The sequence below is a fragment of the Burkholderia stagnalis genome, from assembly GCF_902830275.1.
Classification (GTDB): Bacteria; Pseudomonadota; Gammaproteobacteria; order Burkholderiales; family Burkholderiaceae; genus Burkholderia; species Burkholderia stagnalis.
Window position 1 is genome coordinate 328,154 of the sequence record NZ_CADESW010000003.1, and the last position, 22,887, is coordinate 351,040.

The 22,887-nt window shown below is 65.4% G+C and carries 22 protein-coding genes and 1 pseudogene; 8 read left to right on the forward strand and 15 right to left on the reverse strand.

Annotated features, from left to right (window positions below; genetic code table 11):
- Positions 1 to 22: 22 nt before the first annotated feature.
- Positions 23 to 1,387: a replication initiation protein gene (locus HWY45_RS08510; RefSeq protein ID WP_059564994.1), complete on the reverse strand. Its 1,365-nt coding sequence runs from the start codon at positions 1,385 to 1,387 to the stop codon at positions 23 to 25.
- A 1,845-nt stretch (positions 1,388 to 3,232) separates the two neighbouring features.
- Here HWY45_RS08510 and HWY45_RS08515 point away from each other — a divergent pair.
- A complete protein-coding gene (locus HWY45_RS08515; RefSeq protein ID WP_059879088.1) occupies positions 3,233 to 4,414 on the forward strand; it encodes a DNA-binding protein in 1,182 nt (393 codons plus the stop codon).
- A 131-nt stretch (positions 4,415 to 4,545) separates the two neighbouring features.
- Here HWY45_RS08515 and HWY45_RS08520 read toward each other — a convergent pair whose 3' ends face one another.
- From HWY45_RS08520 to HWY45_RS08530, 3 genes are all read right to left on the reverse strand, one after another.
- The gene (locus tag HWY45_RS08520; protein WP_059879085.1) at positions 4,546 to 5,565 is read right to left on the reverse strand and encodes a tyrosine-type recombinase/integrase; all 1,020 of its coding nucleotides are present in this window, start codon (positions 5,563 to 5,565) and stop codon (positions 4,546 to 4,548) included.
- Positions 5,566 to 5,658: 93 nt separating this feature from the next.
- On the reverse strand, positions 5,659 to 6,036 hold the full coding sequence (locus tag HWY45_RS08525) for a DUF2471 family protein (RefSeq protein ID WP_059879082.1): 378 nt from the start codon (positions 6,034 to 6,036) through the stop codon (positions 5,659 to 5,661).
- A gap of 127 nt (positions 6,037 to 6,163) precedes the next feature.
- The gene (locus HWY45_RS08530) at positions 6,164 to 6,775 is read right to left on the reverse strand and encodes a helix-turn-helix domain-containing protein (protein WP_059879078.1); all 612 of its coding nucleotides are present in this window, start codon (positions 6,773 to 6,775) and stop codon (positions 6,164 to 6,166) included.
- A 160-nt stretch (positions 6,776 to 6,935) separates the two neighbouring features.
- Here HWY45_RS08530 and HWY45_RS08535 point away from each other — a divergent pair, with 160 nt between their 5' ends.
- The gene (locus HWY45_RS08535; RefSeq protein ID WP_059564989.1) at positions 6,936 to 8,135 is read left to right on the forward strand and encodes a glycine C-acetyltransferase; all 1,200 of its coding nucleotides are present in this window, start codon (positions 6,936 to 6,938) and stop codon (positions 8,133 to 8,135) included.
- 12 nt (positions 8,136 to 8,147) lie between these two features.
- Complete coding sequence (gene tdh, locus HWY45_RS08540; RefSeq protein WP_059564988.1) at positions 8,148 to 9,176, forward strand: L-threonine 3-dehydrogenase; 1,029 nt, start codon at positions 8,148 to 8,150, stop codon at positions 9,174 to 9,176.
- A 69-nt stretch (positions 9,177 to 9,245) separates the two neighbouring features.
- Here tdh and kdpA read toward each other — a convergent pair whose 3' ends face one another.
- From kdpA to HWY45_RS08555, 3 genes are all read right to left on the reverse strand, one after another.
- On the reverse strand, positions 9,246 to 10,988 hold the full coding sequence (gene kdpA / locus HWY45_RS08545) for a potassium-transporting ATPase subunit KdpA (protein WP_150998729.1): 1,743 nt from the start codon (positions 10,986 to 10,988) through the stop codon (positions 9,246 to 9,248).
- Between the two features lie 104 nt (positions 10,989 to 11,092).
- On the reverse strand, positions 11,093 to 11,521 hold the full coding sequence (locus HWY45_RS08550; RefSeq protein ID WP_059879072.1) for a hypothetical protein: 429 nt from the start codon (positions 11,519 to 11,521) through the stop codon (positions 11,093 to 11,095).
- Entirely contained in the window at positions 11,518 to 12,156 is a 639-nt protein-coding gene (locus tag HWY45_RS08555; protein WP_059810773.1) for a GNAT family N-acetyltransferase, read from the reverse strand. Before HWY45_RS08555 ends, HWY45_RS08550 begins: the two co-directional genes overlap by 4 nt.
- Positions 12,157 to 12,354: 198 nt before the next feature.
- Here HWY45_RS08555 and HWY45_RS08560 point away from each other — a divergent pair, with 198 nt between their 5' ends.
- Together HWY45_RS08560 and HWY45_RS08565 are read left to right on the forward strand one after the other, a co-directional pair.
- Complete coding sequence (locus HWY45_RS08560; protein ID WP_059879069.1) at positions 12,355 to 12,969, forward strand: TetR/AcrR family transcriptional regulator; 615 nt, start codon at positions 12,355 to 12,357, stop codon at positions 12,967 to 12,969.
- 49 nt (positions 12,970 to 13,018) lie between these two features.
- Positions 13,019 to 13,498, forward strand: a complete 480-nt coding sequence (locus HWY45_RS08565; RefSeq protein WP_059564983.1) for a nuclear transport factor 2 family protein — start codon at positions 13,019 to 13,021, stop codon at positions 13,496 to 13,498.
- Positions 13,499 to 14,010: 512 nt separating this feature from the next.
- On the opposite strand, the gene HWY45_RS08570 is transcribed toward HWY45_RS08565, so the two are convergent.
- Complete coding sequence (locus HWY45_RS08570) at positions 14,011 to 15,096, reverse strand: tartrate dehydrogenase (protein ID WP_059879068.1); 1,086 nt, start codon at positions 15,094 to 15,096, stop codon at positions 14,011 to 14,013.
- A 123-nt stretch (positions 15,097 to 15,219) separates the two neighbouring features.
- Between HWY45_RS08570 and HWY45_RS08575 the strand changes: the two genes are divergently transcribed.
- Positions 15,220 to 16,143, forward strand: coding sequence for a LysR substrate-binding domain-containing protein (locus HWY45_RS08575; RefSeq protein WP_059879065.1), 924 nt, complete (start codon positions 15,220 to 15,222; stop codon positions 16,141 to 16,143).
- Between the two features lie 78 nt (positions 16,144 to 16,221).
- Here the strand turns inward: HWY45_RS08575 and HWY45_RS08580 are convergent, their stop codons facing one another.
- Together HWY45_RS08580 and HWY45_RS08585 are read right to left on the reverse strand one after the other, a co-directional pair.
- Complete coding sequence (locus HWY45_RS08580; protein ID WP_059879061.1) at positions 16,222 to 16,686, reverse strand: hypothetical protein; 465 nt, start codon at positions 16,684 to 16,686, stop codon at positions 16,222 to 16,224.
- 60 nt (positions 16,687 to 16,746) lie between these two features.
- Complete coding sequence (locus tag HWY45_RS08585; RefSeq protein WP_059810771.1) at positions 16,747 to 17,964, reverse strand: patatin-like phospholipase family protein; 1,218 nt, start codon at positions 17,962 to 17,964, stop codon at positions 16,747 to 16,749.
- 116 nt (positions 17,965 to 18,080) lie between these two features.
- Here HWY45_RS08585 and HWY45_RS08590 point away from each other — a divergent pair.
- Positions 18,081 to 18,245, forward strand: a pseudogene (locus HWY45_RS08590) (zinc ribbon domain-containing protein); the annotation flags it as partial.
- Here HWY45_RS08590 and HWY45_RS08595 read toward each other — a convergent pair.
- Positions 18,235 to 19,020, reverse strand: coding sequence for a 3-hydroxybutyrate dehydrogenase (locus tag HWY45_RS08595; RefSeq protein ID WP_069236607.1), 786 nt, complete (start codon positions 19,018 to 19,020; stop codon positions 18,235 to 18,237). The pseudogene HWY45_RS08590 and the gene HWY45_RS08595 sit on opposite strands and share 11 nt — an antisense overlap.
- A 45-nt stretch (positions 19,021 to 19,065) precedes the next feature.
- Positions 19,066 to 19,806, reverse strand: a complete 741-nt coding sequence (locus HWY45_RS08600; RefSeq protein WP_059564703.1) for an acetoacetate decarboxylase — start codon at positions 19,804 to 19,806, stop codon at positions 19,066 to 19,068.
- Between the two features lie 441 nt (positions 19,807 to 20,247).
- On the opposite strand from HWY45_RS08600, the gene HWY45_RS08605 reads away from it, so the two are divergent.
- Positions 20,248 to 20,829, forward strand: a complete 582-nt coding sequence (locus HWY45_RS08605) for an undecaprenyl-diphosphatase (protein ID WP_059882533.1) — start codon at positions 20,248 to 20,250, stop codon at positions 20,827 to 20,829.
- A gap of 22 nt (positions 20,830 to 20,851) precedes the next feature.
- Here HWY45_RS08605 and HWY45_RS08610 read toward each other — a convergent pair whose 3' ends face one another.
- The 3 genes from HWY45_RS08610 to HWY45_RS08620 form a co-directional block, all read right to left on the reverse strand.
- Positions 20,852 to 21,073, reverse strand: a complete 222-nt coding sequence (locus HWY45_RS08610; RefSeq protein WP_059564701.1) for a hypothetical protein — start codon at positions 21,071 to 21,073, stop codon at positions 20,852 to 20,854.
- A gap of 133 nt (positions 21,074 to 21,206) precedes the next feature.
- Entirely contained in the window at positions 21,207 to 22,022 is an 816-nt protein-coding gene (locus HWY45_RS08615) for a siderophore-interacting protein (RefSeq protein ID WP_059882552.1), read from the reverse strand.
- 79 nt (positions 22,023 to 22,101) lie between these two features.
- Positions 22,102 to 22,812 carry a PadR family transcriptional regulator gene (locus HWY45_RS08620; protein ID WP_059882531.1) on the reverse strand — a complete coding sequence of 237 codons (711 nt, stop codon included), beginning with the start codon at positions 22,810 to 22,812 and terminating at the stop codon, positions 22,102 to 22,104.
- Positions 22,813 to 22,887: the final 75 nt, after the last annotated feature.

Consider the following 22,887-nt stretch of genomic DNA (forward strand, 5'->3'; position numbering starts at 1 on the left):
CCCCCGCAGCAGGACAGGCGGCTCAGGCCGCCCGGGATTGATTCAGCGTAAAGGCGAGCAGGTCGCCGTCGGTCGGCTCGCCCCAGGTCTTCTGGGCCAGCCAGTCGAAGAAGGCCGTCTCGGCCAGCTTGGAATCGAGGCCGCGTTTGCGCCAATCGTCGCGCATGTGCGAGCCCATCGTCGGCAGTGCCTCCGATTCGAACGATTCGCGCGCCACTTCGCGCTCCGCGTCGCCCTGCTCGTCGTACAGCGCCTTCGCTTCCTTGCGCCGATACGCCGCGTATTCGCTCAGCAGACGCGCCTTCAGATCGTCCGGCTGGGCCGCTGGCGCCTTGCCCGACGTCGCACTGCCAGGCAGCGCCTCGACGGCTTCCACCGGCGGCGCATAGCCCTTCTTCAGCGCATCCTTGAACAATGCCGCGGCGCTTCGCACCGGCGGCAGCGTCGTGCTGCGCATCCGCTGCTCCGTCATCTGCAGCGCAGCGCGAATGCGGTTCTCTTCGCTGTCCGCGTACAGCGTCTGCGCTTCCTTCAACGGAATGCCGATCTTCACCATCCGGTCGACCAGCGTGCTGTCGAACACGTTCGGGTGCTCGTCGAGCGCCAGCATCGGCTGCTTGCGCTCGGTCACGCGGAACTGGATCTCCGCGACCCGCCGCCCCTCGCGATGCTCGATCAGCTCAACGAAGATATTGGTGACCGCGTTGACTTCCGCGATCGCGGGGCGCAGGTAGTCGCGTTTGAAGTACTTGTATTCGCGTTTCGCCTCGTCGCCGGCTTCGGTGTCCGGCGTGCCCGACAGGATGGGCCGCCACCATTCCCACGGCTCACGCATCGTCAGGTGGCTCGGGTTCGTCAGGTAACGCACGCAGATCTCGTACAGCGCGAGGCCCGCGCTGCTGCGCAGCTGGCTCTGGAACTGCAGGCTGAGGCGAGCGTACTGGACCGGGTCCAGCAGTTTCTTCTTGATCTTCGGCGCGAACGAGAATTCGACCCACACGCGGCGCGTGGCCGGATCTTCGAGAATTTCCGCGTCCGCGATCAACGTCGAGATCCCCCACTTGCGGCCGGGCTTCTGGCTCGACGTGCCCGTGCTCCATTCGACCTGCACCGACACCATGCGGCGCAGGTGTTCCTTCACGAGCGCGGTGTCGTTCGAATCGAATGCGGAGTTGGCGACGATGTCCGACAACAGCGCGCGATAGGTATCGCCCGAGTCGTCGGCCTGCTGCGCGACGGCCAGCAGGACGTTGAACAGCTTGCGGGTCAGGAGGGTGATCTTGCCGCTTTTCGGCTGAATGGCGATCGCCTCGACGGCCTTTCGCAATTCGGCTGAACTGGCACTCACCACATCCACATCGGTTTTCTTGGCGCGCTTCGTGGCCATGCGTCGGGTCGGAGGAGAAGTTTTCCGGAAGGATAGCGCCTGCGGTGAAGTGCGTCCAGAACGACATGCTCACCATAGCCGGTGAAGCGGGCTCACGAAATGGCGCTCACCCCAACCCGCTCCCGCAAAGGCTCACCGGTCCAGAATCGCCGTGCAGCGGACTCACCTTTACGCGCCGCGGGAGACGCGGATTCACAGTTTTTTGCCTGTGCATACTCCGGGCGCCAAGCCTTCCCGTATCGGCTCACCTGTGATCCTGTCGCAAATTTACGACTGGGATTCTGTGACCGCTGCACAGTGCCTCGATCCCATGCGCAACCGGCCTGTATGCATGTACAGGCGCGGGCGGCCGAGGAATTTGCATCAGGCTCGGCATCCGGAAAGACGTTGTATCCCAAGGCTCGCACAGCCCGTTTCCGCGCCACCGGCACGTGTTTCAGCAGCGTCGGGGGCACGTATCGACAACCGGGGCGCGCATTGTACAGTGCGCCATTGACGCACGCTCCCGAAAAATCTCACCTTCGCGCTGTGCGATTCCAACGATCGGACATCGACGGATCCCCGACGCGCGCGGGATCCGCCCCTTTGCACCTCCTGTAAACCCTCACCTTATCGACAGAAGCGCCGCGAAAACAGACGGAGAAGGCGCTCCCGAAAAGCCTCACCGTAACCTCCGCGGTTTCAAAAATCCCAATGTCCTCCGATACTTAAGCGCGAAATGTGAATGCACCGGCCTGTGGCGCACTCCCCGAAAAACCTCACCTTTCGCGTGCAGGCATTCGTACGACAATCGCGTGTCAGGTCCTGAAAAACCTCACCTGTGCCGAAAAAAGGCTTGCACAGACAGTCTCACCATCCAGTATTGGCGGGCTTTTCAGCCGAAGTGGATACCCACTCCCCCCGTAAAATCTCACCTGTGACCATTTTGCGGGCAAATTATGTTCCCGAAAACGCTCACCTGTGGCGACACAGCCCGCTTGTCCGGCAGGTCCCGAAAAGCCTCACCTGAAGCTGTTCGAGCCAGGATTGCCGCCATTTCGCTCCCGAAAAGCCTCACCTTTTGGGGTCCACAGGGCTGGAAACGCCCTTTTGTGGTGCAAAATCCCTTCTGTGTCCCGGAAATCCTCACATCAAATCGGCCTGGAGTCCCGTGGAATCTCACCTTTCACCAAAACTGCCTAAAAGAAGGGCAGAATCGACGGCAAATAGCGGTCCCGAAAAGCTTCACCTATGTCTGCACAGGCAGAAAACTGTGCATTCAGGCACAGCGGGCGTTCCGCGGCTGTGAGGCCCCGAAAACCCTCACCTTTGGAAAATCGACCTATTCACTGTGATCCCGAATCCGCTCACGACCTTTCCCGCAAGGGCTCACGCAGCTCCCCGAACCCCATCACGTCGGCTCCCGCAGAAGGTCACCTTGGTTCCTGTAAAGCTTCACCTTGTCGGCCGGAAACCCTTGGTACATAAGGCTGTGCCGTGGCGTTAACGTTTTTAACTAAGGGTTCAAGGGTGTTTACTTCTATTACTCTCAATACGTCCCTGGCGGAGTTTTCCACAGACACCCCTACCCCAACACCGATCTTCTCCTCGACACAGATCGGACACCGATCGCCATGTGAAACAACCCCTGTTTTTTGTGACCTGCGTGAAAACATCGCTGGAACAATCACTTAGCTCGGTTTCTTAGCTTTGTTTCACGGAATCGGTGGCCTGCTTCAGCTATGAAGGACCACAGCACGGCTTTCTGTGACTGTCGACGCAAATTCGCAACGTTCCCCAAAAATTGGTATCGAATAGTACGTATTTCGTTATGATTGCGACATTCGAACGCCTGAGAAAAACACCATGACCCTCGACGAAATGCGTCAAGTCATCCGGGATGAACTGGAATCGTTGCGAGCCGGCGGCGCCCGCCGGCAGGAATTGTCGCTGCATGCCTGCAAGCGGTTGTTTTTCGATCTGGGCATCCGTCCATCCGCGGCGAATGTCCGCGATCTCACCCAGACCGGCAGCGCGAGCGACATTCCGAAGGACATCGACCACTTCTGGGAACGGATCCGCTCCGCATCGAAAGTTCGTCTGGAAGGCGCCGCGATTCCGAAAGCCGTCGAGGAAAAAGCCGGTGCGCTGCTGGGCGCTCTCTATGAAGAAGCGCTGAAAGTTGCGCGCGACAGTCTCGACGTCGACCGCGAGCAGGTGCGCACCGATGTCGCACAAGCCGAGCAGGCATTGCGCGACGCACACATTCGTCAGGAAACGCTCGAAACGGCCCTCGCGCGCAGCGAAGCCCGCAACGAACAACTTCAGGCGCGGGTGACCGAACTCGAAGTGCAGCTGGCCTCGCAGGCGACACACGGTTCGGCAAACGAAGCGACGCTGCTCACCTCAGTCAGCCGTCTGGAAAAGGAATTGGTCGCGGCGACCGGCCGGGTAGACGCAGAACAGACACAGAACGCCGCGTTGCGCGACCGCATCGATATGCTGCAAGCCGAGTTGCAGCAACGCACCGAGCATTACGCGCAACAAATCAAGGATGCGGTGGCCGAAGCCGAACGGCGCGTCAAGCCGATGCTGGTCGAGCTGGACTCGTTGCGCAGCATGGCGTCGACCTATCAGTCCGGGTTGCGCGACGTGCAACGCAAGGAATTCGACTTCCTGCAACAACTGAGTGCCGCCAAGGCTCGCGCGGACCGCCTCGAAGAGCAGCTTCGCAGTCAGAGCGACGAACTGGACGCCACGACGCGTGAAAGGAACACATTGCGCGCGAATCGCGGGGTGAATCCGGAAATCGCCGGCTTGATCCGGCGCCTGGCCGATAGCGGCAAGCTTGATGCCGATGCGTTTTCCGTGATCGGCACTGCGCTGGACCAGGATATTCCGGTTCCGAGCCAGTGTCCGCACTGCGACGGCGAACCCGAGCTGTCGCATACCGGTGAAGGTTTCGAAGTGTCGTGCCCGGAGTGCGAACACGCGTCGGGATCCTGGCCGTCCCGCTTCGAGGCAGTCGCCCGTTTCGCGCAAAACTGACCGGAATCGTCGCCTATCCGGCCACAGGTGAGGAGATTCGGGAAGCCAAAGGTGAGATTTTGCGGGGGCGTCGAAAGGGTGAGCCCCCGCCGCGCAAGGCACTCACGTATTGCAGGACGCGCGCCGCGCGATCACGAACCGTGAGATTCCGGGGCTGCGTCGACTTCACCCTCGACCAGTGCGTCGCGCCAGTTCTTCCAGGCCCGATGCAGACGATTCGACGAAATCGGCTGCATGAAGCCGAGCCACCGGCCGACCCGCTCGAGCGGCACATCGTTTTCGAACAATTCCGCGGCGTAGGTATTGCGCAGTGTCTGCGGGCTGGCCCGGGCGGTGCGCGATGTCGCGAGGTCCGCCGCTTCGACGATGGCATCGACGGCACGCAACATCGTCGCCTTGTGCATCGGGCGCCCGGTGTGCGATGCGGGAAAGACGAGGTCGCCCGGAATATCCTGGCGCTTGCGTTCCACGAGCCACGCATCGAACAGCGCAATGGCGAACGACGCCAGATGTGTTTCCCGTGCGAAGTCGGGATGCGTCGACGGAATCTGCAGCGACGTGCCGCCCGCATTAATGCAACTAATCGTGAGTACCCGGGCTTCGCCGGTTTTCACGCCGGCGCCGAGAAATGCGGCGACGAGCGCGCGACCGCGTCGCTCTTTCCATTGCGCGGCGCCCGATACACCGATCGGCGAAAACAGATACGCCAGCAACCTGGCGCGTTCGGACGGCGTGAGAAAGCCGGTGGGTTCGTTGTCGCGCGCCTTGCGCCAGATCGCTTCGCCATCCTGAGCGATGAAGCGAGCCGGGTTGGTCGACGCGAATTCGCTGCGGCGGATGTGGTCGAGCACGCGCTCGATCAGCCGCAAATAGCGCATCCGCTGCGTTTTCTTGATCGGCAGCTCGCCGACGAAATGCGCGATCGACGCCGTATCGACCGTTGCGAGATTCTTTTGATGCACGCGAAGCCAGGTCAGAAAGGCTCCCCATTGCGCACGATAGACGTCAGCGGACGACCGGCGATAGTCCTGCATGGCAAGCCATGCGTCGAACGCGGCTTCGGGAGAGGCGATCCAGTCTGACGCACCGCGGTCGAACAGATCCTTTTCTTCCGCTGGCTGGGGCATGGGCGTGGACGAAGGAAGGGACATGTCATTTATTCCGTTAGTTGCATATATGGTAGCCCTTTCCGCGGAATCCTTGGGGGCTCCCCGCCTATCCGGCCTCATTCGCCGGCACGGCGATCAGTCGCCCCAGGCTTGGCTTAGACGGGCGACGTGCACGGATGGTTGTGCGCCGCGTTTGTTTGCCGCGGCCTCGTACGCGATGACCGCGAACGAGAACACAGCCGGCAGCGCGTTGGACTGCCCGAAGTCGATCGGGTCGTCCGTTTCGGGAAAAGTCATGTCCGACGGCCGTTCGAACAGCTGCCGCATGCCGGCGTCGTGCCGGCTGGCGAAGCCGAGATCCGCGAGCGCTTCGGCTTCGATGGCATGCAGCAGGCGCCACGTAAGCGGCACCTGCTGGCGGATATAGCGTTCGGCAATATGCCGAACGATCTTCTCGAGGTCGTGCGCAGCAGCCTTGAAGCTGAGCGCGGCCAGATCTTGTTCTTCGGTCATCGCAGGCTCCTGTCGACCACGGGCAGCGCGTCGGCGCGCCCTGGGCCCTTGCAAAGCGGAATGTCCGTATACTGTACAAACATACAGTATTTTTCGCAACTGGCCATTCGGATGACTGGACGGCCCCTCAGCGATGAATCACGATCAGCAACGCTCTTGCTTCGCCCTTGCCGGGGTTGCGGATCGCGTGCGGCGTATCGGCCGGGTAGCGTGCGGTGTCGCCGTTCTTCAGGCGGCGCACGCTGCCCGCGGCTTCGATTTCCATCGCGCCCTGCAACACCGTCAGGTGTTCGCGCGTGCCCGGCTCGTGCGCGTTCGACACGAGCGCGCCGCCGCCCGGCAGCGTCAGCTCGTACCACTCGAACCTGCCGGCGAGGTCGATCGGGCCCCACACGCGCAGCTGGTACTGGCCGTCGTGCCCGGCGAGCGTCGGGATGTCGTGCGGGCCGTCGACGCGGATCGTTTCCGGCGCCTTCGGTTGCGAGAACAGTTCGTCGAGCGTGATGCCGAGCGCGTTCGTCAGCCGCCACGCAACCGCGATCGTCGGGTTGGCCTTGTCGCGCTCGATCTCGGAGAGCATCGATTTCGATACGCCGGCCGCGCGCGACAGGTCGTCGAGCGTGAGCTTGCGTTCGTTGCGCAGGCGCTGGATCTGTTCGCCGACGCGCGGCGGTGTCGCGGCGGCGGGTGCGGCTGCCGCGCTTGCGGACGCGCGCCGGGACCCGGAGGAACTTGCCATTTGAATTCCGTTCGCTTAGAGTTGTTCGGTATTTCGAATTTTAGTTCGGAATAACGGAAAAGAGCGGTCAACCGAACGACCGACTATAACAGTAGCAGGCCGCTGCGCCGCCGCCACGAGCGGGTGCCGGCGGGTTGCGATTCCTGTCAGGAGCTTTGCGATGCGTGATGCCTTTCTCGCCCAGGTGCGCGGGACCCTCGACCAGATCCGCGCGGACGGTTTCTACAAGACCGAGCGCGAGATCGCAAGCCCGCAGGCGGCGGCCGTGCGGCTCGCCGGTGGCGCCGGCGTATTGAATTTCTGCGCGAACAACTACCTGGGTCTCGCGAACGATCCGCGCCTCGTGGCCGCGGCGAAGGCCGGCCTCGACCAGGACGGGTTCGGGATGGCATCGGTGCGCTTCATCTGCGGCACGCAAACCGTGCACAAGCAGCTCGAAAGCGCGATCGCCGCTTTCCTCGGCACCGACGACAGCATTCTCTATTCGAGCTGCTTCGACGCGAACGGCGGCCTGTTCGAGACGCTGCTCGACGAAAGCGACGCGGTGATTAGCGACGAGCTGAACCACGCGAGCATCATCGACGGCATTCGTCTGTGCAAGGCGAAGCGCTACCGCTACCGGAACAACGACCTGGCCGATCTCGAGGCGAAGCTCAAGGAAGCCGATGCGGCCGGCGCGCGCCACAAGCTGATCGCGACCGACGGCGTGTTCTCGATGGACGGCATCATCGCCGACCTGAAGGGCATCTGCGATCTCGCCGACCGCTACGGCGCACTCGTGATGGTCGACGATTCGCATGCGGTCGGCTTCATCGGCGAGCACGGGCGCGGCACGCCCGAATACTGCGGCGTCGAGGGGCGCGTCGACATCATCACCGGCACGCTCGGCAAGGCGCTGGGCGGCGCGTCCGGCGGCTATGTCGCGGCGCGGCGCGAGGTCGTCGAGCTGTTGCGCCAGCGCTCGCGCCCGTACCTGTTCTCGAACACGCTCACGCCGAGCATTGCCGCGGCCTCGCTCGAAGTGCTCGAGCTGCTCGGCAGCGACGAGGGCGCGAAACTGCGCGAACGCGTGCGCGAGAACGGCGCGCGCTTCCGCCAGCAGATGACCGAAGCCGGCTTCACGCTCGTGCCGGGCGAGCACCCGATCATCCCGGTGATGCTCGGCGATGCGCAGCTCGCGACGAACATGGCCGATGCGCTGCTCGGCGAAGGCGTCTATGTGATCGGCTTCTCGTTCCCGGTCGTGCCGCGCGGGCGCGCGCGCATCCGCACGCAGATGAGCGCCGCGCATACGCCCGAACAGATCGACCAGGCCGTCGCGGCGTTCGTGCGCGTCGGCAAGTCGCTCGGCATCGTCTGACGGAGGCCGCCCATGAAAGCACTCGCAAAGCTCGAACGCGGCCCCGGCCTGTCGCTCACGCGCGTGAAGCGCCCCGAAGTCGGACACAACGACGTACTGATCAAGATCCGCCGCACGGCGATCTGCGGCACCGACATCCATATCTGGAAGTGGGACGACTGGGCGCAGAAGACGATTCCGGTGCCGATGCACGTCGGTCACGAATACGTCGGCGAGATCGTCGAGATGGGGCAGGAAGTGCGCGGCTTCGCGATCGGCGACCGCGTGTCCGGCGAAGGGCACATCACGTGCGGATTCTGCCGGAACTGTCGCGCGGGGCGCCGGCACCTGTGCCGCAACACGATCGGCGTCGGCGTCAACCGCGAGGGCGCGTTCGCCGAATATCTGGCGATTCCCGCGTTCAACGCGTTCAAGATTCCGCCGGAGATCTCCGACGATCTCGCATCGATCTTCGACCCGTTCGGCAACGCGACGCACACGGCACTGTCGTTCAACCTCGTCGGCGAGGACGTGCTGATCACGGGCGCCGGCCCGATCGGGATCATGGCGGTCGCGATCGCGAAGCACGTCGGCGCGCGCAACGTCGTCATCACCGACATCAACGACTATCGGCTCGAGCTCGCGCGCAAGATGGGCGCGACGCGTGCGGTCAACGTCGCGCGCGAATCGCTGCGCGACGTGATGACCGATCTGCACATGACCGAAGGTTTCGACGTCGGGCTCGAGATGTCCGGCGTGCCGAGCGCGTTCACGAGCATGCTCGAGGCGATGAATCACGGCGGCAAGGTGGCGCTGCTCGGCATTCCGCCCGCGCAGACGGCGATCGACTGGAACCAGGTGATCTTCAAGGGCCTCGAGATCAAGGGCATCTACGGCCGCGAGATGTTCGAGACCTGGTACAAGATGGTCGCGATGCTGCAAAGCGGCCTCGACCTGTCGCCGATCATCACGCACCGCTTCGGTGTCGACGATTACGAGAAGGGCTTTGCGGCGATGCTGTCCGGCGAAAGCGGCAAGGTGATTCTCGACTGGACGGTCTGACCGCGAGCCGGCCGCCGCGGTGCGTCGTCGCGGCCGGCGGACGCGTTCCGGGAAGCGTCAGCGGCCGGGTCAATTGCCGGCCATCATCGCAAGGTGCTCGGCGATCGGGCCGAGCGCGAGCGCCGGCAGGAACGTCACCAGCGTGACCAGCACCACGGTCGAGACCAGCATGCAGAAGAACAGCGGCCCGTGCGTCGGCAACGTGCCGGCGCCGGGCGCACGCCGCTTCTTTCGCGCGAGCGATCCCGCGATCGCGAGCACCGGCACGATGACCGTGAAGCGCCCGAACCACATCGCGATGGCCAGCGACGTGTTGTAGAAGAGCGTGTTCGCCGACAGGCCCGCGAATGCGCTGCCGTTGTTGTTCGCGGCCGACGAGAACGCGTAGAGCATCTCGCTGAAGCCGTGCGCACCCGGATTGCCGAGCCCGGCGACGCCCGCCGGCGTCACCGCCGCGATCGCGGTGCCGGCCAGCACGATCAGCGGCGTGGCGAGAATCGCGATCGACACCATCTTCATTTCGTACACGTCGATCTTCTTGCCGGCATATTCGGGTGCGCGCCCGATCATCAGCCCGGCGACGAACACCGCGAGCAGCACCACCATCAGCATGCCGTACAGGCCCGAACCGGGGCCGCCGAAGACGACTTCACCCGACTGCATAAGCGCCATCGTCACGAGGCCGCCGAGCGGCGTGAACGAATCGTGCATCGCGTTGACGGCGCCGTCGCCGCTGCTCGTCGAGACGGTCGCATACAGCGCCGACGAAACGATGCCGAAGCGCGTCTCCTTGCCTTCCATGTTGCCGCCCGGCTGGCTTGCCGATGCAACGGCGTCGATGCCCGGCGCGGTCAACGCCGGGCCGGCCGTCTGCTCGGCCCGGATCGTTGCGGCGGCGGCCGCGACGAACAGCATCAGCATCGCGGCGTAGATGGTCCAGCCCTGCCGAGGGTCCTGAATCATCGTGCCGAACGTATGGCACAGCGCGGCCGGAATCAGCAGGATCGCGATCATCTGCAGGAAGTTCGCGAACGGCGTCGGGTTCTCGTACGGATGCGCGGAGTTGGCGTTGAAGAAGCCGCCGCCATCACCGCTCAGCAGCTTGATCGATTCCTGCGATGCGACGGGCCCCATCGGCAGTGTCTGCCGGTTCGCGGCCGGCGCCGACCGGTGCGGCTGCACGATCGCGACGTCGCGATCGGGCGCAAAACCCTGCACCACGCCTTGCCCGATGAATGCCGCCGCGAACAACGCGGACAGCGGAACCAGCACGTAGAGCGTCACGCGCGTCAGGTCGGTCCAGACATTGCCGATCGTGTCGCTGCCGCGGCGCGTAAGGCCGCGAATCAGCGCAAGCAAGACGACGATCCCGCTCGCGGCCGACAGGAAACCCTGCACGCCGATGCCGAGCATCTGCGTCAGGTTGCTGAGCGTCGTCTCGCCCGCATACGCCTGCCAGCTCGTATTCGTCGCGAAGCTCACCGTCGTGTTGAACGCGAGCCCCGGCTCCACGTTCGGCAGATGCTGCGGATTGAGCGGCAGCCAGGCCTGGATGCGTTGCAGCAGGTAGAGCGCGGCCGCGCCGAGCGCATTGAATGCGACCAGCGCGATCGCATAGTGCGTCCAGTGCATGTCGTCGTCGGGTGCGACACCCGCGAGACGGTAGATCGCATGCTCGATCGCGGCAAGGTGCCGCAACGGGCCCGGCAGGTCGCCGCGGGCGATGCGGGCGACGTACTGCCCGAGCGGTTTGGCCAGAAAGGTGAGAACAAACAGGAGCACGCCGACCTGTGTCCAGGCATTGCCGATCACACCGCCTCCCAGACCGGCGTTGCCGGCCAGCATCGAATGGATAGGTTCATTTCATTGGATGCCGGGCCGATTCGCCGGCAAGCGATCAAGCGCGGCGCGCGCCGTCAGCGCAGCGGCTTGTTCTCGATCCAGTGCGGATCGAGCTGCAGGTTGAGGCACACGAGCCAGTGCTTCGGACAGCGCGGCGCGATGCGCACCGGCGCGTCGTCGGAGCCGCCGAACGCGATGAAGCCGTGCTCGAGCGCATGACGGTACGCACGCAGCGCGTCGGCCTGCAGCCAGTAGCTGACGAGCGCGCACGACGCGAAGCGGAACAGCAGCAGCGTGGCAGCCTCGGGCGCAAACCCCGCCGAGACGAGCACGAAGTCGAACGCAAGCGTCAGCAGGTGCGCACCGGCGGTCGTGACGAGCGCCAGCTTCGCGAGGCCGCGCAGCCGCAGCGCGGCGCGAAGGCGTGCGTTGCGCAGCGCGCGCCGCGCGGCTTCGTCCGGCTCGACGCGTGCGTCGCGGCTCGGGAGCGGGTCGCGTTTCATGATGTAGCCGCTTGCCGGCGGACGGGCTGGATCGCGATTGCGCCGCTTATCGGGGTGGCGCCAAGCGTCGCGCCGACCGGCTTGCACAGCACGGCGCTGTCATAGCCGCGGCCCGCGAAGCGCATCACGTCGATCGGACGAAATCCTTCACCGACGCAGAATTCAACGAGCCGCGCCGCCTCCTGCGGCACGTCGAGTGCGAGATGGCTGGCGCCGCGCGACGCGGCCCACCGCTCGGCGAACGCGAGCAGCGAGCGGCCGATGCCGCGCGCCTGCCAGACCGGATCGACGGCAAGCTCGCGGATCGTCGCGACGCGGCGGCTGCGATACGGGTCGCACGGGGCGTCGGGATCGGACATGCGCATCGTGATCGTCGCGACCAGATGGCCCTTGCTGAGCGCGACGAAGCATTCGCCGGCAAGCGTGGACGCGCGCGTCCCGGCGGCGGAGCGGTCGACGGCCGGGTACGGGAAACCCAGCGCGCCAAGGGGCGCGAACGCGCGCTGGAGCACGCCGGTCAGCGACTCGTACGAGTCGGTGCGCGGGTCGAAGCGCCTCAGCACGACGCGATCGTCAAGCTGTTTCGCGTAAGCGGCATAGGTGCGGGTGCGACGTGCGGGTGCGGAATGCGGCATGACATCCTCAGGCCCAACTGGGTGCACGCAGTGTAGTGAGTCGCGAATGTCGGCATCAAGAAAAAATGTCGTAAAGATCGCGGCCCGGCCACGATCCGCCGACCATTCAAGGTAGAACGAACGTTCTGCATCCTGCTTGACATGGGAGAATGATCGTTCTACTGTAAACCCATCCGATCCAGTTCCAGCCAACCGACCATGACCACACACGCACCTCAGCCCGGAGAACCGGGCGCGCGCGACCGCCTGCTCGACGCGGCCGAAGCGCTGATCTATTCCGGCGGGATCCATGCAACCGGCGTCGACGCGATCGTGAAGCGTTCCGGCGCCGCGCGGAAGAGCTTTTATTCGCATTTCGAATCGAAGGAAGCGCTGGTCGTCGCGGCGCTCGAGCGGCGCGACGAGCGCTGGATGCGCTGGTTCGTCGACGCGACGCTTGCGCGCGGCAAGACGCCGCGTACGCAATTGCTCGGCATGTTCGACGTGCTGCGCGACTGGTTCCAGCAGCCCGATTTCCACGGCTGCGCGTTCCTGAATGCGTCCGGCGAGATCGCGGACGCCGACGATCCGGTGCGGATCGTCGCGCGGGCGCACAAGGCGCGCCTGCTGGCGTTCGTGCGCGAACGGCTCGACGCGCTGGCCGACGACACCGGTGTCGAGCGCCGCATGCTCGCGCGCGTCGCACGCCAGTGGCTCGTGCTGATCGACGGCGCGATCGGCGTGGCGCTCGTGAGCGGCGACGCGACGGCCGCGCGCGATGCGCGCGCCACGGCCGAACTATTGCTCGACGCCGTGTCGCGGCCGTCGAAGTAGCAAGCTGGCCGCGGCTTCGCGCGGCCCAATCCTGACTGGAGAAAAAACGATGTCTGAATCAGCCGAAGTTCGTCCGCCCGTTCCGCCCTTTTCGCTCGAAACGGCGGTGCAGAAAGTCCGCGCCGCGGAGGATGGGTGGAACACGCGCGATCCGCACCGTGTGTCGCTCGCTTATACGCCGCAAAGCCGCTGGCGCAACCGCGCGGAGTTCGCGAACGGCCGCGACGAAATCGTCGCATTGTTGCAGCGGAAATGGACGCGCGAGCTCGACTACCGGCTGATCAAGGAGCTGTGGGCGTTCGGCGGCAACCGCATCGCGGTGCGGTTCGCGTACGAATGGCACGACGACGCCGGCAACTGGTTCCGCTCGTACGGCAACGAGAACTGGGAGTTCGACGACAACGGCCTGATGGCGCGTCGTTTCGCGTGCATCAATGACATGCCGATCCGCGAAGCCGATCGCCTGTTTCACTGGCCGCTCGGCCGCCGTCCGGACGATCATCCGGGCCTCTCCGATCTCGGACTGTAATCGTCGCGTGTCGGTTGAAGGTGAGGAAATGCGGGGGCCGATGCGTCGAAGGTGAGAATCTTCGGGAGCCGGCGAACATGCACTCGGAAAGACCGCGTCGGCGGGCCATCGAAACGTCGTGATGTACGAACGCCCGCACGATTGCATCGTGCGGGCGTTCGAATTCATGGCGCGATCGCATCACGTTGCCGGGGGCGGTCTGCATTGCATCGGTGATCGACGGTCAGCAGCGTCGCTCACTGATTGACGCATGCCTCATGCGTTGGTGCACTGTCGCACGTCGTGCGCCTCACCAATCGAATGCATAACGAAACAAGCGCGACGACTGTGCCGAAATGCGGTGCGGTGCGTAGTGACCAGAGCGAATACTCACCCGTTCGGCTCGATCGGCGCGCAATCAAGTGCGTATCCGCACATCACGTTTCTCACCGATCGATTCCGATGAACCATCAACGACGTGCCGATCGCGCGGCATCCACAAGTGCGCATCGACACGCCGTTCAACTCACCCGTTATCCCGCGATCCGAGCCGCGATCGCCTCGCCCACTGCCTGCGTGCCGGCGCTGCCGCCGAGATCGCGCGTATGCGGCCCAGCGCGCAGCACATCCTCGATCGCGGTGACGATCGCGTCGTGCGCGTCGCGTTCGCGGCCCGCGCCGTTGCCGAGGAAATCGAGCATCATCGCCGCCGACCAGATCATCGCGATCGGGTTCGCGATGTACTGGCCCGCGATGTCGGGCGCCGAGCCGTGCACGGGCTCGAACAGCGACGGAAACGTGCGATCGGGGTTGAGGTTCGCCGACGGTGCGATGCCGATCGTGCCGGTGCATGCGGGGCCGAGGTCCGACAGGATGTCGCCGAACAGGTTCGATGCGACGACGACGTCGAAGCGGTCGGGCTGCAGCACGAAGCGCGCGCACAGGATGTCGATGTGCTGCTTGTCCCAGGCGACTTCCGGATAGCGTTCGGCCATCTCGGCCGCGCGCGCGTCCCACCACGGCATGCTGATCGCGATGCCGTTGCTCTTCGTTGCGACGGTCAGGCGCTTCGCGCGCCGCTGCGCGAGTTCGAATGCGAACTTCAGCACGCGCTCGGTGCCGTGCCGCGTGAAGATCGACTGCTGCATGACCACTTCGCGCTCGGTGCCTTCGAACATCGTGCCGCCGACCGACGAGTATTCGCCTTCGGTGTTCTCGCGCACGATCATGAAATCGATGTCGCCGGCGCGGCGGCCCGCGAGCGGCGACGGCACGCCGTCGAACAGGCGCGCGGGCCGCAGGTTGATGTACTGGTCGAACTCGCGGCGGAACTTCAGCAGCGACCCCCACAGCGAGATGTGATCGGGCACCGTCGCCGGCCAGCCGACCGCGCCGAACAGGATCGCGTCCATGCCGGCGAGCTGCGCCTTCCAGTCGTCCGGCATCATCTTGCCGTGCTGCGCGTAGTAGTCGCAGCTCGCCCAGTCGATGTGCGTGAAGTCGAACCGGATGCCGAAACGGGCCGTTACGGCGCCGAGCGCGCGCAGGCCCTCGGGCATCACTTCGCGGCCGATGCCGTCACCGGGGATGATGGCGATTTTGTATGTCCTGTCGCTCATGCGAGTGCTCCTCCAAGTCTGATCGGGCCGTCGCACACGATGTGCGCGGCAGCGGACGAGCTCATTCTATTTATTTCCACGGAGATTAAAATCGCCGGGAAGTGAATCGACTTTCCACGAATCGTGAATAAATTACCGAACCTGGATGACCTGCGCGTGTTCAGCGCCGTCGTCCGCCTGACGAGTTTCAGCGCGGCGGCCGAGCAGCTCGGCGTGTCGCCCGCGTATGTCAGCAAGCGCGTCGCGCTGCTGGAAGCGCAGCTCGGCACGCGGCTGCTGCATCGCTCGACGCGCCGCGTCGCGGTGACTGAAGCCGGCGAGCGTGTGCTCGCCCGCGCCGAGAAGATCCTCGACGATGTCGATCATCTCGTCGAGGACGTGTCGGCCACGCGTTCGGTGCCGCGCGGCACGCTGCGCATCTCGAGCAGTTTCGGCTTCGGCCGGCACATCGTCGCGCCCGCGCTGCTCGAGTTCACCGCGCGCTATCCGCAACTGAACGTGCGGCTCGATCTGTTCGACCGGCTCGTCGACGTCGCGGGCGAAGGGTTCGACATCGACGTGCGGATCGGCGACGAGATCGCCGATCACCTGATCGCGCGCCGGCTGGCCGCGAACCATCGCGTGCTGTGCGCGTCGCCCGACTATCTCGCCCGGCGCGGCACGCCGCGTTCGCTCGCGGAGCTTTCGTCGCACGAGTGCCTTGCGATCAAGGAACGCGACCATCCGCTCGGCGTGTGGCGGCTGAACGTGCGCGGCGAGACGGCGACGGTGAAGGTCGGCGGCGCGCTGTCGACGAATCACGGCGAGGTTGCCGTGCAATGGGCGCTCGCGGGGCGCGGGATCGTGCTGCGTTCGATCTGGGAAGCGGCACCGCTGATCGCGAGCGGCGCGTTGCGCCGCGTGCTGCCGGAGGCGATGCAGCCGGCGAACATCTGGGCCGTCTATCCGGAGCGTGTCGCGACATCGGCGAAGGTGCGCGTGTGCGTCGATTTCCTGGCGGAGGCGTTTGCCGGCCTGAGCGACGCGGCGAATGACAGCACGGGTTGATCCGGGCTATCGGTGAGCTTTTACGGGATCATGATCCGATCGCGACATCGGTGCGTCCGCACAGCATCGGCGTCCGCATCACAGCCGGTTGTCCTTTGCCAGCCTCAGCACCCGCGCCCAACGCTGCGCGTCGCGTTTGTCCATCATCGGCAGCGTCCATTCGCCGCGCGCGGCGTCGCGCACCTGCACGACGAGATGCCAGCGGCCGCCGATCGGCGCGGCCGCGCAGCCGTCGAGCTGCGACAGCGTATAGCGGCCGTCGGCGCCGTCGTGCGACAGCCACAGCAGCCCCTGCGTCGCGGACACGCGCAGCTCGCCCCACGCGCGATGCACGACGTGGGTCCAGCCTTGTTCCTTCGTATTGGGGGCGATGTCGCGGCGGCGCCTGAGCCACCACGCGGCCAGCGCGACCACGAGCGCGGCGGCGAGTACGGCCGCCGACACGGCGACCGGCTGGCCGAACTGCGCGGCAATGACGTGATAGGTGTGAACCGCGCCCCAGACGAGAGCGATGAGCGCGAACAGTGCAATGAAAATCGGCATGTCGAATCGAGAAATGGAACGGGCCGGTGCAGGCACCGCGCCGGCCCGTCGTGCGCGACGTTACCGCTTGCGGTGAATGTCGTGCGTCACGAAGCCCGCGTCGTTCATGGGCAACGCGAGGCCGTCCTTGACGGCGAGCGTCTTGCGGATGTCGTCGAGACCGGCGGACCAGTGGTCGCGCATCGTCGACAGACCGAACTGATAGTCCTTGTAGTGATGCTCGTACGCCTTCTGCTGGTAGATCAGGTGCTGGATGTTGTACTTCTTCCCGCACGACAGCGCCTCCGCCTCGATGCACCACGGATCGCTCTTGCGCTGTTCTTCCGGCACCTGGTCGAGCACCTGGCGCAGCAAGTTGCGATACCGCTGCTCGCGTTGCAGCGTATCGGTGACGAAACGCGTGCGGCTCGAGTACTGGACGTCCTTCGTGCGCTCGGCGACGTCGGCCATCGAGCGCGGCAGCGGCCCGCGCGCGCTCCACAGGTCGACCTGGAACGCGAGCGTGTCGCGGCGCGGCCGCGCATGCAGCACTTCCATCAGCGGCGTGTTCGACACGACGCCGCCGTCCCAGTAGTACTCGCCTTCGATCTCGACCGGCGGGAACGCGGGCGGCAGCGCGCCGGACGCCATGAAGTGCTCCGGCTCGAGGCGCGTGCGCGTGTTGTCGAAGTAGACGAAGTTGCCGGTGCCGACATTGACCGCGCCGACCGACACGCGTGTCTCGCCGGCGTTGATGCGGTCGAAATCGCACAGCTTCACCAGCGTCGAGCGCAGCGCGGACGTGTCGTACCAGCTGATCTTGTCCGGATGGTCGGACACGCCCGGAAGCGGCGGCGGGAAGCGCGGCACGAAGAAGCCCTGCTGGCCCTGCATCATCGCGCTCGCGGCCTGCGATGCGGTGAAGAACGTGCGAACCTGGTCGATGCTGTTGAACAGCGCGAGTTCGAACGCGGCAGGCATCGCCGGAAAGAACGCGGGCTGGCAGATCGTTTCCCAGAACTGACGCAGCCGCTCGACGCGATGCTCGGGCGCATTGCCCGCGATCAGCGCGGTGTTGAGCGCGCCGATCGAGATGCCCGCGATCCAGTCGAGCGGAATGCCCGCCTCGTGCAAGCCTTCGAACACGCCGGCCTGATAGGCGCCGAGCGCGCCGCCGCCCTGCAGGACAAGGGCGATCGTCTCGTAGGGGAGCGCGCGCGCGGGGGCCGGCGCGCCGGCCTCGTGATGCAGGTCCGCCGCATCGACGGCCTGCCTTTCTGTGCGGGCATGTGGCTTCATCTTGCTTTTTTGCTCCGAGAATCCCCGCCATTTCCCCCTGGGGACTCCCTTCGGGGCACATGGCGGGGAGGAAGGGCGTGCTCTTGACAGGCAGCTTCTTCCACGGGTTAGGCTGGCCGGCAGGTATCGCGGGACCGCGAGTAAGAGAGCGGACATGCAGTGGCTGTGGTGTCGAGCATGATCGCGATACCAACGCTGCGTTGAACATTCTCCGATGCGGACGTGCATCGCCGGCTGTGGGAATCCTCCGCCTTCAGGCGGAGGCGGACATCACTGCATGAACCAGCCGTGGCTGACGACGAACGACTGGCCGGTCAGCGCGGCGCTCGGGAACGCGGACAGGAACAGCACCGTCTGCGCGACGTCCTCGACGGTCGTGAACACGCCGTCGACGGTGTTGCCGAGCATCACCTTCTTCACCACGTCCTCTTCGCTGATGCCGAGCTCCTTCGCCTGCTCCGGAATCTGCTTGTCCACCAGCGGCGTGCGCACGAAGCCCGGACACACGACGTGCGAGCGCACGTTGTGCTTCGCGCCTTCCTTCGCCAGCACGCGCGCGAGGCCCAGCAGCCCGTGCTTCGCCGTCACGTACGCGGACTTCAGCGGCGACGCTTCGTGCGAGTGCACCGAGCCCATGTAGATCACGACGCCGCCGCGATCGTCCTTGTACATGTGCTTGAGCGCGGCCTTCGTCGTCAGGAACGCGCCGTCGACGTGGATCGCCTGCATCTTCTTCCAGTCGGAGAACGCGTAGTTCTCGATCGGGTTCACGATCTGGATGCCCGCGTTCGACACGAGGATATCGACCGAGCCGAACGTTTCGGCCACCTTGTCGATGCCGCTGTTGACGGCTTCCTCGCTGGTCACGTCCATCGCGACGCCGATCGCCTTGCCGCCTGCCTGCTTGATCTCTTCCGCGACGGCGTTCGCGCCCTCCTGGTTCAGGTCGGCGATCGCGACCGCCGCGCCCGCCTTTGCCAGTACCAGCGCGATTTCCTTGCCGATGCCGCTTGCGGCGCCGGTGACGACTGCGGTCTTGCCATTCAGAGTGCTCATGTTCGAATTTCCGAAGTGAAAGGTGGTGGAAAGAGACAGCGGGCGTTACTGAGCCAGGTAATCGTAGACGACTTCGCCGAGCCCAAGTGTCAAATCTGCGACGATGTGCCGGGCCTCGACGATCTCGAGCACCGGCAGGTCGGCGACCGGCGCGAGCGCATGCGGCGACAGCTCGAGCGATGCCGGGCCGGTCCAGGCGCCCTTCATCACGATGTCCTGCATGTAGTAGCGCACCAGCTCGCAGACGCGCGCCGTGCCGTCGACGTGCGGGATGATCTTCAGCAGGAAATTGGGGCCGGCGAGGCGCTTCGTCTGCTCGGCGATGTCGAGCTCCTTGTGCTTGTAGCCCATCGTGCCGGTCGCGACGCGCACCTTGCCGTAGTCGAGCGTGCCGAGGAGGTGGTCGGTGTTCACGTGCAGCGTCGGCGAGGCGAGCTTCTTCGGGAAGCCCCACAGCTCGCGGCCGCCGGCGATCGGCGGATGGTCGTCGAGGTACATCGCGAGCGTGTAGCCGCCCGGCTGGCCGTTGTATTCGACGGGGATCACCTGGCCGCTCTCGGTGTAGTCGCCGAAGCCGGTGGAGTCGGCCATGCGAATGAATTCGTAATGAACGAGCGGTTCCGTGATCTGCAGGGGTTCGGGCACGATTTCACGCAGGCGGACCGGATCGGTGCGATACGTGATGATCAGAAACTCGCGATCGACGAAACGGTAAGGGCCCATCGGGAAGGCGGGGCTCGTCAACGGCATTGCAAACGCTTTCGATCGGACATCGCTGGTTTTCATGCGGACTCCTTGTTGTTGATCGCTTCGTGAATGAGTGCCCGTTATCGTATGCCTGCATGCCGTCGTTGTGCGATGCCGCAACTGGAATAAATTGTTGCAGGATTCGCTAGGTTGACCCGGCAAATATTGATTCGAACAACGCAAATAGCCCGGTGGACGCGCAGCGTATTGATCGTCGCAGGCCTCGATGATGATCAAAGGTGAGCTTTTACGGGGGATTGGGTGAGGTTTTACGGGAAACGCTCCACCCGAAATATTTCAATTGTGTGAACTTGTGTTGCAATGCACGTTCTAAGCGCGTCCCGGCGGCCGATCGAACGGGTATTTGCCCGCGGTGTCGCGACCCGCCGGACACCATAAGCATCGCTTAAGCGAGCCGCCCTTAGCATCGTGCATGACCGGATGGCCGGTCTTGCCCCTCCGCTCCACGTACCCCGATTCATGCAGAACCTCAATCTCACCCTGTTTTCCGCCATCAACGCCGGCACGGCGCCGCAAGCGGGCGTCGCGAAGCTCGCGATCTTCGCCGCCAACTGGCTCGTCTATGCGATTCCCGCGACGCTGCTGCTGACCTGGCTGTTCGGCGCGCGCCCGACGCGCCGCCAGGCCATCGAAGCCGGTCTCGGCGCATGCATCGCGCTCGCGCTCGCGCAGGTGCTGTCGCACTTCTGGTTCTCGCCGCGGCCGTTCATGGCCGGCGTCGGCACGCAACTGATTCCGCATGCGCCGGACGGTTCGTTTCCGAGCGATCACATGACGTTCGCGTGGAGCATCGCGGTCGGCATGCTGCTGGGCGGCGCGACGCGCATGACCGGTTTCGTGATGGCGGCGATGGCCGCCGCGATCGCGTGGGGGCGGATCTATGCCGGCGTGCATTGGCCGTTCGACATGGCGGGCGGCGTGCTGGTCGGCACCGCCGGCGCGCTGGCCGCGCACCTCTATGCGCGGCCCGTCACGGCGATGCTCGAGCGCATCGGCGAGGCGGTGCACGCAGTCGTGATGGGGCGCTTGCACGCGCCGTAAGGAAGGATCGAGCCGGGCGCGCTCAGCCCGGCGCCCTGGCCGCTTCGGCGGCCGCGGCAGGGGCGGCGCCGCCGTGCAGCTCGGCCGAGTCTGCCGGCGGCTGTGTCGCGTCCCGCTCGAGCGCGCTCTCCTTGAGGATCGCGCACATCGCGATGAACAGCGCGAGTGCGACGGCCGCGAGGCCGCAATAGCCGGCGATTTTCAGGTGGCGAAGGAAAGGCGAAGCGTGGCTTTCTTTTGTCATGACCGGGCGCTCCTGGTGCGGGCGGCGTGGATTGCCTGACAGTGGTATCGCAGACGTAGGTATATACCAGCCGTCCCGCCGATGCCAAGGAGTCCTCGCGTTGCCCGCGCCGGAATGCCGGGCGCCGTGCGCGTCAGTCGTCGAGCGATTCGTGCACGGCGCTCGCGCCGCGCTTCCAGTAGGCCGCCGCGCGAATCCGCGCCTTGTCGATGCCCCGTTCGCTGGTCAGATGCTGCCGCACCGCGCGCATCGCGAGCGCCTCGCCGGCCGCCCATACATAGCCTTCGCCGGCCGGCAGCGGCAGGTCGCGCACGGCATCCAGCAGCGCGTCGCCGTCGGCGGCGGCTTCATCGCGGAAGCGCCAGATTTCATGCACTTCCGCACGCGTATCGAACGCGATCCGTGCGCTGCGATCCGCAACTTCCAGTACGACCGCCGCGCGCGCGCCGGCGGGCAATTCCTTCAGGCGCCGGGCCACGGCCGGCAGCGCCGTGTCGTCGCCGATCAACAGGTGCCAGTCGAAACCGGTCGGCACGACGAACGAACCGCGCGGGCCGCCAATGCCGAGCCACTGGCCGACGCGCGCCTGCGCGGCCCACTGCGATGCCGGCCCCGGGTGATTCAGCACGAATTCCAGATCCAGTTCGCACGCCGGCCGATCGAAGCGGCGCGGCGTGAAATCGCGCGCGACCGGCTTCGGTTCGCCTTCCGGGAACACCGGGCCGTTCGGCCCCATGGACGGCAGCGCGGGCCGCTCGACGCCGGGCGGCGGCAGGAACACTTTCACGTGATCGTCGAACGACGCCGATTCGAAATCCGCGAGATCGGGGCCGCCCAGCGTGACGCGCAGCAGGTGCGGCGTGACGGCGTGCACGCGCACGACTTGCAGCAGGCGGAACTTGAGGGTGTGGCGCACACGGGTGACGGTGCGTTCTAGCGTGTTCTGCATCGATGGGTTCTCCAGTATCGACCCGTGCCGGCGCATCGGCGCGAGCTCGGGTTCCATGCAAAGCCGGGGCCGGCGCGGGTTACTCGCCGGGGCGGCCCTCGATTTCGGCGGTGGCGCGCCGCAGGATCGCCGCGATGCGCCGCTGCTCGTCGGCGGTCGCGCCGCTCTTGTGCAGCAGCGCGTGCTTCAGCGCGACGCGTGCTTCGACGAACTCCGGCAGCCAGCCGCCTTGCGGTTCGTCCGATGCGTCGCCGGCCGATTCGCCCGCGAACGCGCGGCGCATGAATTCCATCCTTCGCGCGAGGTGCGTGAGCCGCGCGAACAGCGTGTCGACGCGTTCGCGTTGCGCGTCGAGGTGCGCGCGTCCGGCGTCGGTGAGCGCATAGCGCTTGCGGTTGCCTTCCGCCTGCGACGCCACGAAGCCGACTTCCTCGAGATAGGTGAGCGCCGGGTAGACCATCCCCGGGCTCGGGCTGTAGAAGCCGTTCGAGCGCGTGTCGAGCGCCTTGATCAGCTCGTAGCCGTGGCTCGGCTGGTCGGCGACGAGTGCCAGCAGCAGCAGTTGCAGATCGTCGGAACTGAACTGGCGGCCGCGCGGCATCGCGTCGTCGCCGCCGAATCCCCCGAAGCCGCCGGGGCCGCCGGGGCCGCCGAAGGGGCCGCCGCCGAACGGGTCACGGCCGCGGCGGTGGCGGCCGATCACGTGCCAGAAACCGGTGAACCATGAGGGGGCGGAATGCGCACCGTACCCGTCGCATCGGGCGTGGCCGCGGAAATGGTTGTGTCGCATGATCGAGTCCTATATATCGGAAAACATATCTAAAGATATATATCGAAAGATAGGAAGTCAATGGGATTTATTTGG